This is a genomic window from Spirosoma aerophilum, assembly GCF_054782495.1.
This window is the reverse complement of the sequence record NZ_BAAGSJ010000001.1, coordinates 266,764-282,167: the sequence shown is the minus strand read 5'-3', so window position 1 is coordinate 282,167 and position 15,404 is coordinate 266,764. Positions and strand designations below refer to the sequence as shown.

General features: G+C 52.1%; 11 protein-coding genes. 5 read left to right on the top strand and 6 right to left on the bottom strand.

Translation table 11 applies throughout. From position 1 onward, the window contains the following. Positions 1 to 52: 52 nt before the first annotated feature. From ACYVK4_RS01125 to ACYVK4_RS01105, 5 genes are all read right to left on the bottom strand, one after another. Positions 53 to 280, bottom strand: coding sequence for a hypothetical protein (locus ACYVK4_RS01125; protein ID WP_461125645.1), 228 nt, complete (start codon positions 278 to 280; stop codon positions 53 to 55). Positions 281 to 617: 337 nt separating this feature from the next. Beyond that, the gene (locus tag ACYVK4_RS01120; protein WP_461125644.1) at positions 618 to 1,736 is read right to left on the bottom strand and encodes a hypothetical protein; all 1,119 of its coding nucleotides are present in this window, start codon (positions 1,734 to 1,736) and stop codon (positions 618 to 620) included. A 522-nt stretch (positions 1,737 to 2,258) separates the two neighbouring features. Beyond that, positions 2,259 to 5,612 carry a UTP--glucose-1-phosphate uridylyltransferase gene (locus tag ACYVK4_RS01115; protein ID WP_461125643.1) on the bottom strand — a complete coding sequence of 1,118 codons (3,354 nt, stop codon included), beginning with the start codon at positions 5,610 to 5,612 and terminating at the stop codon, positions 2,259 to 2,261. Positions 5,613 to 5,666: 54 nt separating this feature from the next. Next, positions 5,667 to 6,623 (bottom strand): UTP--glucose-1-phosphate uridylyltransferase, encoded by a 957-nt coding sequence (locus ACYVK4_RS01110; RefSeq protein ID WP_461125642.1) that lies wholly within the window; start codon positions 6,621 to 6,623, stop codon positions 5,667 to 5,669. Positions 6,624 to 7,108: 485 nt separating this feature from the next. Then, positions 7,109 to 7,972, bottom strand: a complete 864-nt coding sequence (locus tag ACYVK4_RS01105; protein ID WP_461125641.1) for a glycerophosphodiester phosphodiesterase — start codon at positions 7,970 to 7,972, stop codon at positions 7,109 to 7,111. A gap of 321 nt (positions 7,973 to 8,293) precedes the next feature. On the opposite strand from ACYVK4_RS01105, the gene ACYVK4_RS01100 reads away from it, so the two are divergent. The 4 genes from ACYVK4_RS01100 to ACYVK4_RS01085 all read left to right on the top strand — a co-directional run bounded on the left by ACYVK4_RS01100 (position 8,294) and on the right by ACYVK4_RS01085 (position 11,153). Further along, entirely contained in the window at positions 8,294 to 8,569 is a 276-nt protein-coding gene (locus tag ACYVK4_RS01100; protein ID WP_461125640.1) for a hypothetical protein, read from the top strand. A 164-nt stretch (positions 8,570 to 8,733) separates the two neighbouring features. Continuing rightward, positions 8,734 to 9,021, top strand: coding sequence for a hypothetical protein (locus tag ACYVK4_RS01095; RefSeq protein ID WP_461125639.1), 288 nt, complete (start codon positions 8,734 to 8,736; stop codon positions 9,019 to 9,021). Positions 9,022 to 9,343: 322 nt separating this feature from the next. Then, positions 9,344 to 10,066, top strand: coding sequence for an RNA ligase family protein (locus tag ACYVK4_RS01090; protein WP_461125638.1), 723 nt, complete (start codon positions 9,344 to 9,346; stop codon positions 10,064 to 10,066). Then, a complete protein-coding gene (locus tag ACYVK4_RS01085) occupies positions 9,981 to 11,153 on the top strand; it encodes an AAA family ATPase (protein ID WP_461125637.1) in 1,173 nt (390 codons plus the stop codon). Before ACYVK4_RS01090 ends, ACYVK4_RS01085 begins: the two co-directional genes overlap by 86 nt. A 139-nt stretch (positions 11,154 to 11,292) precedes the next feature. On the opposite strand, the gene hemN is transcribed toward ACYVK4_RS01085, so the two are convergent. Next, positions 11,293 to 12,654 (bottom strand): oxygen-independent coproporphyrinogen III oxidase, encoded by a 1,362-nt coding sequence (hemN, locus tag ACYVK4_RS01080; protein WP_461125636.1) that lies wholly within the window; start codon positions 12,652 to 12,654, stop codon positions 11,293 to 11,295. 115 nt (positions 12,655 to 12,769) lie between these two features. Between hemN and ACYVK4_RS01075 the strand changes: the two genes are divergently transcribed. Next, positions 12,770 to 15,295 carry a heavy metal translocating P-type ATPase gene (locus tag ACYVK4_RS01075; RefSeq protein ID WP_461125635.1) on the top strand — a complete coding sequence of 842 codons (2,526 nt, stop codon included), beginning with the start codon at positions 12,770 to 12,772 and terminating at the stop codon, positions 15,293 to 15,295. Positions 15,296 to 15,404: the final 109 nt, after the last annotated feature.

Below are 15,404 nucleotides of genomic sequence, written 5' to 3'. Positions count from 1 at the left end.
TGAAATGCGCTGCTATAGCTGGAAGCCTAACTATGTCAAGGTCAAGAAGTAGCTATTTATCAGCCGAATGTCTTTGTTGAACTTCAAGCACTAAGTCAACCGAAACCTCTGCTATATCGGCAATTTGTTGCATCGTGCGGTCCGTGTCCTTTAAAAGGAATTTTACAAATTTTTCTTGCTCCCGCTTCCGCGCATCTTCAATCTTCTGCCTCTCAGCCTTGACTGCTTCAGCATTCGCTGCTGTCACACGGGCAAAATACGCACGCTCTTCTGGGATCATCTTCCGCGTGTCCAACTCATCAATAGCTCGCTTAAGCCATTCCTCATCCCAGAAAGCTGGGTACTAAGTGGGTTCGGTTGTATGAAGCGTCTTCATGGTGTAAACCAGTTTTTCTAAGTCCGTCGCAATTTCAGTTAGCTGCTTATCAAATTTAGATAACTCTATGTTTATAAACCGTTCCGCCGGTGCGGTCATTTGAGTATCAATGATTTCACTTTCCTCACTTCGTAGATTGGCGATAGTGTGGAAAGAAGCCGTAGGCAAAATGCTAAGACGCGCATTAACGTTGAACCTTTGCACTGACCTTTCTGCATGCATTTTGTCACTCGAAAAATGCCTACTTCATAATATCGGCTATTACCATTTTAGATACTTCTTCAATCTTGTTTCCATTTACATGGGCGAAACTTAGATCCAAGTTATTAAAGTCTAATGCATTGGATGAAAATGGATGCTTAATTAGCCAATGATCAGCTACATGCATGTTAGATGGAAATACTCGCGTTATAAACACTCCTGAAACTGAAGAATAGGAATGCTTAAAAGATTCATCGAAGATCCCATCACTGCTGGATTTAAATTCTTGATTGAGGTTATTTAAATCCACAAACGATTTAACTCTTTCGCGACCAAACAAAGCATCGTAAACATCTTCTGTATATGTATGTTTATAACTTAAAGAATTTATACAAACTATGTAAGGTTTGTTAAGAGTACCATATCGGTAGCCTTTCGCTTTTATGGCATTTCTTATTGATTCTTCACAACCACCCATAAAACTGTCACCAAGGTATGATCCAATAGGTCGACTCTTCTCTACGGAACATGGCCACAATGATATGGCTATTTCTATATTTTCATCTTTGTAAGTTATGCATTTTTCTTGTCGGTCGAAGTAAGTATCTTCTTTTTTAGAAACAAAAAGATCACCATATTTATCAATGTTATGTTGTAGTGATTGTTTTATTCTGCTAAGCTTAGCCTGCTTGTTAGATAGGAAATTTATTTCTTTCACGCTGATCCAATAGTCAGGACATTTTATTTGGTTTATAGTATCATATATTACGTTCTGTTTGGCCTTTATAGCCCGTTCTGCATTTGACTCATCAGTAGCTACTTTTGCTTCTAGATATATTTCCACTTCACCTTTCTTTGCTAAAAAGTCAGGGTTCTTTGTCGAATTTGGCACTGCCGGATGTGGAATTAAACTAAAACCTTGCTGAAGAAAAAGCTCGTGTACAAAAAGTTCAAAGAAAGCAGAATCGAAGTTAGACTGAAAGTCACGCTTAAGCTGCTTTTTAGCACTGTCTGGATATCTTGAAAACCAATCATTTAATTTGTTCCTAACCTTTTCAAACTTCTCGATAGCTGAATTATCATAAAATTCATAAGTGTCATGTTGATGCTGCGCATATTCAAAATTTACCCTTACTTTATCACAAAAAAGTTTTTCCATAAATCACAAATAAATTTTCTAAAACTTTATAAATCACTCGTTGTAGAAAGAGTAAGTGCTCAACTACAATATGTCAATCAAATTGGTCAAATCGCTTTTTAATCAACCAAAATACAACGGTTATATTAATACAGTAACTAGAAGATGACCTAAAAGTGGCCTGTCAAAAACATTCCCAGACCCGGGAATAAAAACTTAAATTTAACCTTTGGGGCGAGAGACTTGTCGATCGAGCGATGTGGTTTTACTTTTCTTAACTTTTCCTATACAACCACCAAATCAAAAGATGCGAAACCAATTAATTGCTTTTCACTGATTATGAGTGACAAATAGTTGAGTAGATTTATTTGTTGCTAAGATATTTCATAATGATAGGTAATCCAACTATAGTTCACCGCGTAAACTCACTAAGTAGTAGAAGCATATAGGTTCTCATACTACACATTAGCAACACCCCATCAAACCCAAAAAAAGGCCACTTACCCAACGGCAAGTGGCCTTTACTCCGTAATCCTTTATACGTTACAACACAACAGCCGCCCCCGCAAAGGTGCAGAGCGAAGCTACGTGGTCTTTGCTGCCGTCGGTGACCCACGAGTCCAGTTGGGCGGGGTCTTTCATTTGCTGGCCCCGGTAGCGGGGAACCTCAATGTAGCCGCACTTCACATCGGCCAATGCCGACATGTCGCTCCACAGCTTCTCGATTTGGGCAACCGGGTAAATGTCCTCCTGCCCGTGGCCCCAGCGGTATTTCACGTCCTTGATGGTCACGTAGGTCGGAATCCGGTGCGCCACACTTCGCACGGCTTTGGCCAGCAGTGCTTCGTCGCCGGTTTGCAGATCGTCGCGGGTGAGGCCGAAGAGCTGGAGTAGCGGGTCGACCTGAATCCAGGTGGTGTTCGTGTTGTAATAGCTCAGGTTCAGCTCGTCCTCTTCGCGGGGCTGCGCCAAGCCTTCCAGCAGACGAATCTGGCCGTTTACCCGCGCCAGTCCACCCCCACGGTCTTCAATCCGACGGGGCACGACCTCAAAGGTGAGTGCGTTGCCCGATTCGAGATGATATCCCAGCGCGGCCGGGTCGACGTCGGCACCGAGCGTGTCGATGTTGTGCAGCATGATCGTTTCCACCTGCGGATAGGTGGCCAGCAACTGGGCCAGCGTGCCGTTCCGCAGCAGGTTCGATACCTCATACCAGTGGCCGAGGGGCGAAAACCGCTGGGCGGCAATGTTGTCGACATAGTCGGTGCCTTCGCCTTTCGACTTGGCCCAGGCAATCATCGACTGGCGCACGGCGTCCCGCACTTTCTGCTTGTTCTCGTCGAGGGTTTCCTGCGGCATATCTTCCCACAAGAACCGTAAGTCCCGTTCCATCGGCACAAACCGCTGCCCGATGGAGCGGCCCGGCGACAGATACGTGGGTCCCGGATACCCGAAATTGCCCGTCTGTTCCAGCTTTTTGCGGATGGGTTCGTGCGTCAGGTAGCTGGTGGCCACCAGGTGCGGAAGGACCGCGCCGTATTGCTCGGCGACTTTCCGGGTTTTGGCCAGGTGTATTTCCAGGAAGCTCCGGTGTACGCCGTCGATCTCGACAAACGGGTTGATGGCTTTGATCACACCGGCCCCTTTAGTCCAGCGGCTGCCCACGCCCGCGGCCAGGCTCATAATACCTACCTTGCCTGCCCGAATGGCCGCTTCGCCGGTTTGTGTTGACGACGTCAGCGAGGCCAGCGGAACCAGATCGCCTGGCAGCACATCGTCGATGGTCGTCTCCGCCGACAGGCGGTTGCGCGACAGGCCAATGCGGCCTTTTTGCAGCTCTTCGCGGATTTCGTTATGCTGGATGTAGTCGAAACCGTTCTCTTTCTTGATGCGGTCCGCTTTCTCGTTCTCGGCACTCCGGTTGCCGCCAGATGTGGGGTCCGACACCTTGAACAGGTTGCTGACAATGGTGCGTAGCAATGGGTAGGCCAGGTTATTCTGGTCGCAGTAGGTGGTGAAGTAGTCGATTTCGGCCCGGCGCACGTACGGAATCGAACTTGGGTCTTTCCGCACCAGCTCCGACACGTGAATGCCGTAGTACTGCTCCGGCATCATGGCCTGGTTGCCCTGTTGCAGGTCGGCCCAGGTGCCCTTGTTGTTGATGCTCCAGTTGTACACCACTGGCTCCATCGCAAAAGGCAGGGAGTCGGACAGCTCGTTTTTGGTTTTGCGAAGCATCTCCAGCACCTGCATTTTGTAATCCTCGTAATGCGCCGGATTCACAAACATGCCCATGCCCCCGCCCGACATGCCGCCGAGCATCAGGAAGCCGTAATAGTCGTCGCCGATCTGCTTCTTCGCTTTGGCGATGATCTGTTCGGTAAAATAGGTTGAGGCCCAGGGGATGATCGTTTTGATGGGTCCTTCCCAGTTGCGGGCTGTGTTTTGCCCCAGTTTTTGGATGTCGCCTTCCCGAATAGCCTCCAGAATGTTATTGAAGATCTGATTCGTTTGCTGGCGGGCGGCCCATTCGTTATCGCCCCGAAGCAGGTACTTTTCGCTGACCATTTCCAGAATCGGACCCACGTTGGAGGCCATGCCGCCGTGCATGAGCACCAGCGAGTTCATGATCTTTTCCTGAATGTCGGGGTGTACTTCGTCTCCTTCCAGCACGCGGTGGCGGGGGAGGAGCGTGCCCCGACTGATACCGGATTCCGGGTCGCCCTCCTGGGCAAACGTGCCCTGAATGGCTTTGATGCCGGGCCAAACCCCACCGGAGTCCTGCCAGCCACCGCCCGAGCCGCCAATCCATTCGCCCAGAATAGCGCGGGAGGCTACCAGCCGTCGTTCGCTTTCCTGCAGGCCGCCTTCCAGGTTTTGGGTTTGACCCGTGGCCCGCATCAGCAGACTGATGATGGAGCCCAGCAGGTTGGTCGACACGGCAAAGCGGGATCCTTTCGGAATGTCGTTTACTTTCGTGACCAGTTCGATACCCATGCCGGGGGCTACAATACGAGCCAGAATATCGGCCAGCGACTGGTTGGTGCCTTCAAACGAAGGTGGAATCAGGCCGGACGCGATCACACCCGCTTTGACCAGACTCAGGTAGTCGTTACCGAAATTGAACAGGTCGGCGAGGTCGTGAACGTCTTTGGTGGTGTTCAGGTCGACGCTGGTCAGGCGCAGCACCGGCTCCGAAATAACCCGCACGTAACAGTGCAGGGGTGGTCGAATGTCCTTGTCACGGCCAAACACGCCGAGGTCAATGGAGATGTTGATGACGCGGGCCCCTTCGGGGTAGTCCATGCCCAGAAAGAAAATATCCGACCAGCCGCTATGGGTCAGGTCCATCCGGACGGACGTCTGCTCGTGCAGAATGGGGTAAAAGAGCGAGCCTTCGGGGCGTTGCAGCAGACTCGGGTGAATGCGAATCGGATGTTCGCTCTGGTGCCCCACGCGGAACATCCACTGGTTGCCCTTGCTGGACCGGACACTTTTGCGCACCTGATCGGCCAGCGTCTGGAACGACAGCTGGTGGTAGCTGTCGGCCAGCGCACTGAACAGTGTAGCGTTTGGCCCTTGGCGATCCAGATCCTGCAAAAAGGTGGCAATGGCCTGTTCGAACCGGCGCGACAGCAGATCGTCGAAACCGGCGTAGGGGATTTTACCGATAGCCGGGGTTTCGTTGGTTTCCATCAGGAAAAAACGAAACCCAGCATACAGGAACAGGATGGCTCTGACTTTATCGTACAGGTTCGGCGTCGACTTCCGGAAGTCATCCAGCTCGCGCAACGCCTTCAGCAGATTGTTGGCAGATAAATGTCGGCTTAATTCAAAAAAAGAACGGTTACGGACAGCGGGATCAGCAGACGTAATCGTTTCTATAAAAATATTCATATGGCTTTTTCTATGAAGCTATCTGGACGTGTCGGAATCACAAAAAGGGGCTTACTAAACCAGTTGCGCCTTTCGGGTATTGGCTTCGGCCAGCAGTTCGACCATTGAGGTCAGAATTTCGTCGTGGGCCACACCGGCCAGACCCAGCGCCATTTGCGCTCGTAGCAGGCCCTGCCGTCCGCTCAGATCATAGCGATTTCCTTTCACTTCCAGCGCCAGGTATTTCTCGGTATCGGCCAGCTCCTGTAAGGCGGGTGTCAGCAGAACGTTTCGGCTATTCTGTGCTATCTGCTTTTCCAACAAGCTGAAGACCGTTGGCGTAAATACGTGCATGCCGAAGAAACAGAGGTAATACCCCACGCGCAGGCCGGGTGTTTGCAGCTCCAGTTCGGCCACGCTCAGCGACGGTTTTTCGATCAGTTTTTCGATTTGATATACCCCGTTTCGATTCGGTACGTGCTTGCCGGTGAGTGTACCATACCGGCCAATCTGGTGCTCGATGGTGGGGTTCACCGCCGATACGGAGCAGTTTTCCTGCGTGGCCAGTTCAATGAGCTGGGCTGCACACCGTTTGCTCATCAGGTTCGACACATAAAGGTAATCGCCCAGCAAAAGCAGGAAGGGTTCGTCATTGACGAAGTCTTTGGCGCAGTGAACGGCGTGGCCGTAGCCCAGCGGTTCCTGTTGTTCCGTAAACTGAACCCGGCTGATGAGGGTGTCAATTTTTTCGGCTTCCTCGCGGGCCCAGTCAACACTTTTGTAGGATTTTACCAGATTATCCCGCAGCGAGGTGAAAGCGTTCGTATAGCGCTCGCCATCACCGGGAGCACAAACGACGCAGATTTCGTCGATGCCACTCAGAAAAGCCTCTTCAGCAATGGCCTGAATGACGGGTTTGTGTAAACCATCAATATCAATGACCGGGAGCATGGCTTTCTGGATCGTATCGGCTACCGGGTATAATCGTTCTCCGCGCGCGGCTGCGGTAATAACTGCTTTTCTTACTTTCATTTATCAACGAGTATTAACCAACGAATATAGGACAAGCGATATAATTTAACCAAAGGCCATGCCTTCGCCTGACCGGCGATCAGAAGCGGGTAGCTTTGCCAGACCAGGTCAACTGTCTGTGGCGTTTGAAACGTCTGTTGTCAATAAAGGGCAACGAATAAACGTAAAATAGCCTTAAGGAGTCAAATTGTGGGACTTTCTGTGTGTTAAGTTTGACGAAGGACAGAAAAAAGTGAGCTGTACAAAAAAGTCCCGGAAAGCTAAAACAGCCTGTCCGGGACTTTTTTTGCGTTTACTGGCTTCCGAGCCAGCATGAATAATTTTACTTTGAGGTACTACGATTTAGCGTAGAATAGGCTTATCGTGGAGTCAGGTTCTCAAACCCGACTCCACGACACGGTTTGATGTGCCTGGCTCTGAGTGGTAAACAACGCCTGGCTGGTTCTTCTGGAATTCGGCCCTGGCTGCTCACGTTAAACCAACTCCTAAAACAGGTTAGGGTAATCAGAAATGATGCCGTCGACACCCATCTGCTTCAGGCTGGCTATTTCGTCTTTGGTGTTGACCGTCCAGGGGATTACCGCTATGCCCTGCTCATGGCAGGCCTTCACCGTTTCGGGGGTTACTGTTTTGTAATAGGGGCTATACGTATGGGGTTTGAAACCCAGCAAGGCCATGTTCTCGTCCAGCGACCTGGCATTGGCTGTCAGGTACGAAAGCGAGATGTCTGGGTACTGCTTATGAATCAACTGCAAGGGCCGCACATCGAACGATTGAATGATCAGCCGGTTGCCCAGCCTGTACTTGTTCAGCACTGCCATTACCAGATCGACGAACTCGTTCGTTTCGGGATGCGACACCCCGTCGCCAGCTGGTGCCGACTTGATCTCGATGTTGAACATGGGCATGGGTAACCCCTTTACTTTGGCGTAGGTATTCACCGAGTCGATCAGTTCGGAAAGCAGCGGTTTATACGCCCTGAACTTCTGCTGCTGGGCAAACTGAGGATGCGGCTTACTACCGACGTCAAACTTTTTGATTTCGGCATAGGTCAACTGATAGAGGTTAATTTTTTTCTGTTCTTCAGCTGTAACGGGTGTACCATCCGGCTTAAGCGCATAATCTGACGACATGTAGGTATCGTGCGAAACCACTACCTGTTTGTCTTTCGAGATGACGACATCGAGTTCGAGGGTATTCACCCCCAGATCCATCGCTTTCTTCATGGCGGCAACGGTGTTCTCGGGCATCAGCCCGCGTGCGCCCCGGTGGCCTTCGCGGTTGAATTTGGGTTGTGCTAACAAGCTGCCTGTGCACAGGAGCAAAGGGAGTAAAATTATGTTTTTCATCGTATTGTATTTTAAACGCAAAGACGCAAAAGGTAGGCGTAACGAACGCAAAGCATGGACAAGCACACCTTATGCTCCTGGCGTTGGACGACCGGTTGATAATAAGTCGAAGTAAGCGCATCCAACGCCTGATTCCCTGATTAAGTCCGCAAAGGAAGCTTTCGGGCGTTACCCTAATTTTATCGGTTTGTGTCCAAACTGTTATGATTTAAAGCGCACTCTCCTCGGGTCTTACCCGCATCCGGTTTCATAATGATTCCTTAACAGTGGCCAGTTTCCAGCGCTTTACTTTTGCCTGTCGCTCAAAAACTGACTCTCATTATGCGCTTCATTGCCGTTTTTAATCAGTTACAGACCTCCTATAGTATGGGGTTTGATAACCTCCTGGACGCTGTCGATTTTTTGTTCTGGGGGTACGAAGACCAGGAGTTGGTGCCTCAGGGCGTTTATGATAGCCTGACCGATCAGGCAACGCCCTATGAGCATGCCGGTCGGCCTGTGAATGTCGTCAGTTCAACCTCTATTCGGGCTATTGCCAAAGAGTATCTGAAGACCATATATCCACTGGCCTGCATGGTGCGTACGAGTGCCGGATAGCGTGGAGCGCACATCCGGTGTATTTATTCATCTATAACCTGCGGTGAATAAGGCCGTTGCCGAGAAAAGGTATTCCCGGACAAAACAACTATGTTCAATTGTTGGTCTATTACGCAGGATTTCGGCTGAAGAGCTTGCCAAAGTTTTGTTATGCTTAAACGTATATGAATGCCATTAATGTGAAGGAGGTTGTGCTGAAGAAAATTCAGAAACGGTTGCGACAAGTCATCAGGACCTACGAAAAGGTCATTGAAAAATTAGAGGTTCAGCTAGCTAAAATGAACCGGTTGGAGGAGGAGGAAGCTGACACGACGGTTAGGCAAACTATTCTCCTGGGCCTCGATCAATCCCGGAAGCATCTGATGAAAGCACGGCTTGATTACCAGAAAGTCCTCGAGAAACAGGCGGATCTGGTATCCCAAGCCGCCCGGGATCACCAACTGTTTTTATGAGGTTTTTACTTGTTCCAGGCCAACACCCGTTTTAGCCAGTTTTATTGGCTAGGACTTGTATCGCAGTCCCGGTCTCAGCCATGTACTGACGCGCCGGACGTCGTTTTCGGATACCCATACTGTGTGTCCGTACAGAGAGAATGACCGTCTGCTCGCTTTTGCGAACCGACTCTTCGGTGTTTTCGTATCTTTGTCCCGCGCATCACAAACGCGCCCGTGAACCGATTGACAAGCCATGTAATGCCCATTGACACCGCTCAACGTTGAAGAGCCTTCTCCCCGAAGGCCTTGTGTCTAGTGTATTACTCAAATTTTAGTAAAAATGGCTTTATCAACTAAGTACGGGCGAACGTACCACTATCCCTTTTCGCCCGGTACCACCAGCGACGATCGGATCAACACCGATTATGCCTTGGATCTGGAACAAATTACAGTGCTTATTCATACCGAAAAACTGGACGGTGAAAACAACTGCCTGAATCAGTATGGCGTTTTTGCCCGTTCGCACGCGGCCCCAACCGAGTCGCCCTGGACAACCGCGATTCGGCAGCGGTGGGCGCAGATTCGCTATGATCTCGGCGAGCTGGAGGTGTTCGGCGAAAATCTGTTTGCTATTCACTCCATCACCTATAAACGGATCGACGAACATTTCTTTGTCTTCGCCGTTCGGGAAAATGGGGTATGGCTGTCGTGGGAAGAAACGAAGTTTTATGCCCGACTACTCGACTTCCCGACAGTGCCGGAACTGGGTCGGACCAACGCACCGGTACGGCCGGACGTCGTTCAGAACGAAGTGATGGCATTTGCCCGGCAGCCCAGCCGGTTCGAGTCATTCGACGTCCGAACGGGACTGGCCTGCACGATGGAAGGGGTTGTTTCGCGGGATGCGGGGGCGTATACGACCAGCGAATTTCCGCACCGCGTTTTCAAATATGTCCGGAAAGGACATGTGCAAACGGATGAACATTGGACCGACACTGGCAGCGGGCACCGTTATCATCGGAAAGGAGGGACGTATGAACTGGACACTAAACGACCATACTGATTGGCCTTCCCTGATGCGCCGGTTCGACTGGGTGCGCGATATGGCGGGCGTTCCGCAAGACCCGATTTGCCATGCCGAAGGCGACGTAGCCATGCATACGCAGATGGTGCTGGACGCACTGGTAGACCTGCCCGCCTACCAGGCGCTACCGGTTGATGAGCAGGCCATCCTTTGGGCGGCTGCGTTGCTGCACGACGTAGAAAAGCGGTCGACAACGGTGCTGGAAGACGACGGCCGTATCACCTCCCGGAACCATGCCCGTAAGGGCGAACGCACAGCCAGGCTCTTGCTGTACGATGCCATTCCGACGCCCTTCGGCACACGAGAGGCCATCGCCAAACTCGTCCGTTATCATGGCTTACCGTTGTGGATACTGGAGAAAGAAAACCCGCGACAGGCGCTGTTGCAGGCCAGTCTGGAAGTGAATACGGCTTGGCTGGCGATGCTGGCCCGTGCGGATGTGTTGGGACGGATGTGCGCGGATAAGGCGGATCTGCTGTATCGGGTCGATCTGTTTGAGGAATTCTGCCGCGAACAGGACTGTTTCGGGAAACCGTATGCCTTTGCCTCTAACCTTACCCGGTTTCAATTTTTCCGACGGGACGATCTGGCACCGGACTACGCTTTCTTTGACGAGACGGAAACCGAGGTGATACTGATGAGCGGGCTGCCGGGGGTAGGCAAAGATCATTTTATCCTGAGCCACTACCCCGAGTACCCGGATTGGCCGGTGGTCAGTCTGGACGGCATCCGTCGCCAGTTGGGCATTGACCCGACAGACCGGAGTGGTACGGGCCGGGTGGTACAGGCTGCGAAGGAACAGGCCCGCGTTTACCTGCGCAAACGCCAGCCGTTCATCTGGAATGCCACCAACATCACCCGAAGCATGCGGGCTCAACTGATCGACTTATTCGTAACCTACCGGGCGCGGGTAACGCTGGTGTATGTCGAAGTGCCGAACAGCCGCCGGGCCGAGCAGAACCTGAACCGGAAACATGCCGTGCCGGAACCCGCCGTCAGCCGCATGCTGGAGAAGTGGGAAGTTCCGGCGGTGTGGGAGGCCCATGAGGTTATTTTTGAGGTGTAGAACGTGGTGTTAGCCGGGCTGTGGTGGTGGTGTTGGGTTCTCAAAACCTAACTAGGTTATCTGCCTTAAAGAAGGTTTTGAGAAACCTTCCCCGTCAGGTTTGAGAACCTGACTTCACGCTATCCACCCGCTCCACCCCTCAAACCGTTTGCGAAAACAGTTTCGTCTGCGGTTGGGCGTAATTGAGCCGCTCGTCGAAGGCCATGCAGATGTTGCGCAGGAAGGGTCGCCCTTCCGGATGTACGTGCAGCCCTTCGGCGTCGTAGTCCAGCAGACCGTCGAGCCAGAAGGACTCCAGCCTGGCGCTCAGGGCCTCCCATTCCCGTTTCGAGAAGCTGCCCAGGTGCCATCCCGTATGTCCCTGACACATAATGTTCAGAATTTGCCGACGCAGAAACTGGTCCTGGTCGTCGAGAATATGCCCGCGTAATAACGGCAGTTCGCCCGCATTTACCCGAATCATGTAGGTGTCCAGATCTTTTTCGTTTTGGGCAAATCCTGTCCATACATCCCCGATGGCCGATGCGCCCAGGCCAAGCAATACCCGCGTTTGGGTGGTGGTGTACCCCATGAAGTTCCGGTGCAGCGTCTCGTTCTGCATAGCTTTGTAGAGGGAGTCGTGCGGCAGGGCGAAATGATCCATACCAATCTCGACGTATCCCGCCTGTTCCAGCAAATTTCGCCCTGTTTCGTAGAGGATCCGCTTTTGATCGCCGGAGGGTAGGTCTTCGTCGCGAAAACCCCGCTGGCCGTTGCCCTTGATCCAGGGTACATGGGCATACGAATAAAAGGCGATCCGGTCGGGTTTGAGCGTCAGCGTCTTATAGATGGTGTCGGTAATGGCGTCGGGGGTCTGGAAGGGGAGGCCGAACACCAGATCGTGACTGATGGACGTATAGCCGATTCCCCTCGCCCAGTGGGTTGCCTGCTGCACGTTCTCGAACGGCTGAAGGCGATGAATGGCCCGTTGAACCACCGGGTCATAATCCTGTACGCCAAAGCTCACGCGCCGAAACCCAAAATTGTAGAGCGTCCGAAGGTGATCACGGGTGGTATTGTTGGGGTGGCCTTCCCAGCCAAAGTCAACGTCATCGGCTGGGTCAGCCCATCGGAAAAGGCCCGTGAGCAACTGACAGAGGTGATGGGGGGAGAAAAAGCTGGGTGTCCCTCCGCCCAGATGAAGCTCCGCAATGCGGGGACGTTCGGGCAACAGATTACAGTATAGGGCCCATTCTTCCAGCAGAGCTCTGATATACGGTTCTTCGACGCTGTGATTTTTGGTGATGCGTTTGTTGCAGCCGCAAAACGTACACAGGCTTTCGCAATAGGGCAGGTGGATGTAGAGGCTGATCCCGGTAGTGCCGTTGGTAGCGGTGAACGCCTGGCGAAGGTTATGAACCCAGGCGGCTTCACTAAAAGTCGATTCGTCCCAGAAAGGAACGGTGGGATAGCTGGTGTAGCGTGGACCGGGAACGTTGTATTTCTGAATGAGCGAGTTCATGTACAAAAATGGCCTGTTGGTGAACACTAAACCTTGAGGCCAATCAGGCTTTATCCTGACGATCATCAGGGCTTGTGAAACGGACCCGCGCCAACTTGCCCCAAAATTACAGGGCATGAATACGGCAATAATTTCAGCAGCGCCCGTTGGGGTAACCACCACTACTTGCTACCACTGCGGCAATGAGTGCGCTGATCACGTTATAGAACTGGAAGACAAACATTTCTGCTGCGAAGGCTGCAAAACCGTTTACTCCATTCTGAACCAGCACCAGCTGTGTCACTATTACACCATTGAGCAAGACGGCGCGGGCAGTCGGCCGGGGGTACGGCAGAAAACGACGGCCACCCAATCGCGACTCGATTTTCTGGATCACCCGGATATTATCGCTCAACTGCTGGAGTTTTTCAGCGAGTCGGCGGCTAAAGTGACGTTCTACGTGCCTACCATTCACTGTAGCTCGTGTTTGTGGCTGCTCGAACATCTCTACAAGATTCATCCCGGTCTGCTACAGTCGCGGGTGGATTTTCTGAAAAAGCAGGTCCATATCACCTATCGGCCCGATAAATTGACATTGCGGGAAGTGGTTGAACTACTGGCCTCCATTGGATACGAGCCGCTCATCAGTCTCAACGATGTGGTGAAGGAACAGCAGAAACCAACTTACCGGCCCCTGTTGTACCGATTGGCCGTAGCGGGTTTCTGTTCGGGCAACATTATGCTGTTCAGCTTTCCGGAATACCTCGGTCTCGATGATGCCTCGTTCAAACATTTGTTCGGTATTATCAACATCATACTGGCCCTTCCGGTGGTGTTTTATTCCGCATCCGGCTATTTTGATTCGGTCTGGAAAAGCCTGAGAAATGGAGTCATCAACATTGATCTGCCCATTTTGCTGGGTATTCTGGTGGCCTTTTTTCGCGGGACATACGAGGTGCTGGCGCTCCATGGTGCGGGCTATTTCGATTCGCTGAGCGGTCTGGTTTTCTTTCTGTTATGCGGCAAATGGTTTCAGCAGCGTACGCATGAATTTCTGTCGTTCGAACGCGATTACAAGTCTTATTTTCCCATGGCTGTTACGGTTGTGGGGCGGAGGGGAGAAGGGCCTGGTGCAGAGGGTAATGGGCAAAAGGTAGAGGTAACGGAGGACCCCTCTGCCCCAATCTCCAGTTCCTCAGCTACCGAAAAGGTAATACCCGTGTCGCAGTTGCGGAAAGGGGATCGTATTCGACTGCGCCATCAGGAGCTGATTCCGGCAGATGGCATGCTCTACAAAGGGCAGGGGTTGATTGACTATAGCTTCGTAACGGGCGAGTCGGAGCCGGAGGTCAAAGGTCCCGGTGCGCTGCTTTATGCCGGCGGGAAGCAACTGGGTGAAGCCATTGAACTGGAGGTGGTGCGCGATGTATCCCAGAGTTACCTGACCCAGCTCTGGAACAACGAGGCTTTCCGAAAAGGCGATACCTCACGTATGCACACCTTTGCCGATGTCGTCGGTAAGTATTTTACGATAACCGTTATTACGCTGGCGACGCTGATTGGCGCGTACTGGTACACGCAGGACCCCGGACGGGCTGTCAATGCTTTCACGGCCGTGCTCATTATCGCCTGCCCCTGTGCGCTGTCGCTGTCGTACCCATTTGCGTTGGGGAATGGGTTGCGGAGGCTGAGTCGTCAGAAGCTATACCTCAAAAATGCCGAGGTAATCGAGCAAATGGCTAATTGTGATACCGTTGTTTTCGACAAAACGGGTACCCTGACCACCACCACACAGGCCAGCGTAAAAGAGGTATTCGACCGGCCATTGACTGACTACGAGCGTTCGCTGGTGGTGTCGCTGGTGCGGCAGTCAACGCACCCGCTTAGCCGGAAACTAACGGCTCACCTGGCCACTGCCAAACCACTGCCAGTCGATGGGTTTACTGAAGTGCCGGGTCATGGTGTACAGGGCGTGGTGGATGGGTGGGTCGTTAAAGTGGGGTCGTACTCATTTGTAAATCCCTGGTCGGAAGCTCCTGAAGCTCGGTATTCCGCCAACGTTGATACAACGGCTGCGGCTGTGTACATCACTATTGAGCAACAATACCGGGGGTGTTTCCGCTTCCCGAACCAGTACCGTGCCGGCCTCGAAACCATGCTTGATCAGCTCAAGTTGACCCATACGCTCTTCCTGCTGTCGGGCGATAACGATACGTCGCGTTCGGAAATGGGCCGCTGGTTTTCGCCCGATAGAATGACCTTTAATTGCCAGCCCCAGCAGAAGCTCGACGTGGTGCGTCGGTTACAGGAGCAGGGCCACCGGGTGCTGATGGTGGGCGACGGGCTGAATGATGCCGGTGCGCTGAAGCAGGCCGATGTGGGCATTGCGATTACCGACGATACCATCCAGTTTACTCCCGCCAGCGACGCCATTCTGGAAGCGGCCTCGCTAGCCAAACTACCGGGTTTTTTACGGTATAGCCGCTTCGGCATGCGGCTGATTCACGCCAGCTTTGTCGTGTCACTGCTGTATAATTTCATTGGGTTGTCCTACGCCCTGACGGGTAATCTATCGCCCATTGTGGCCGCTATTCTTATGCCTATTAGCTCAGCCAGTATGCTGTTGATCGCTACCGTGGGCATGCGCTGGAAGAAGGTGTAAGGGCTGGCGCGAGCGTTTGCTCGTGCCTTTACATACAGCCAGCATTCGCTGGCATTTCAGTCAACTAAATGCCAGCGAATGCTGGCTGTATGTAAAGGCACGAGCAAAC

Coding starts and splice junctions, on each gene's coding strand:
- ACYVK4_RS01125 (WP_461125645.1), bottom strand. CDS start 280: ATGATCCCAGAAGAGCGTGCGTATTTTGCCCGTGTGACAGCAGCGAAT.
- ACYVK4_RS01120 (WP_461125644.1), bottom strand. CDS start 1,736: ATGGAAAAACTTTTTTGTGATAAAGTAAGGGTAAATTTTGAATATGCG.
- ACYVK4_RS01115 (WP_461125643.1), bottom strand. CDS start 5,612: ATGAATATTTTTATAGAAACGATTACGTCTGCTGATCCCGCTGTCCGT.
- ACYVK4_RS01110 (WP_461125642.1), bottom strand. CDS start 6,623: ATGAAAGTAAGAAAAGCAGTTATTACCGCAGCCGCGCGCGGAGAACGA.
- ACYVK4_RS01105 (WP_461125641.1), bottom strand. CDS start 7,972: ATGAAAAACATAATTTTACTCCCTTTGCTCCTGTGCACAGGCAGCTTG.
- ACYVK4_RS01100 (WP_461125640.1), top strand. CDS start 8,294: ATGCGCTTCATTGCCGTTTTTAATCAGTTACAGACCTCCTATAGTATG.
- ACYVK4_RS01095 (WP_461125639.1), top strand. CDS start 8,734: ATGAATGCCATTAATGTGAAGGAGGTTGTGCTGAAGAAAATTCAGAAA.
- ACYVK4_RS01090 (WP_461125638.1), top strand. CDS start 9,344: ATGGCTTTATCAACTAAGTACGGGCGAACGTACCACTATCCCTTTTCG.
- ACYVK4_RS01085 (WP_461125637.1), top strand. CDS start 9,981: ATGAACATTGGACCGACACTGGCAGCGGGCACCGTTATCATCGGAAAG.
- hemN (WP_461125636.1), bottom strand. CDS start 12,654: ATGAACTCGCTCATTCAGAAATACAACGTTCCCGGTCCACGCTACACC.
- ACYVK4_RS01075 (WP_461125635.1), top strand. CDS start 12,770: ATGAATACGGCAATAATTTCAGCAGCGCCCGTTGGGGTAACCACCACT.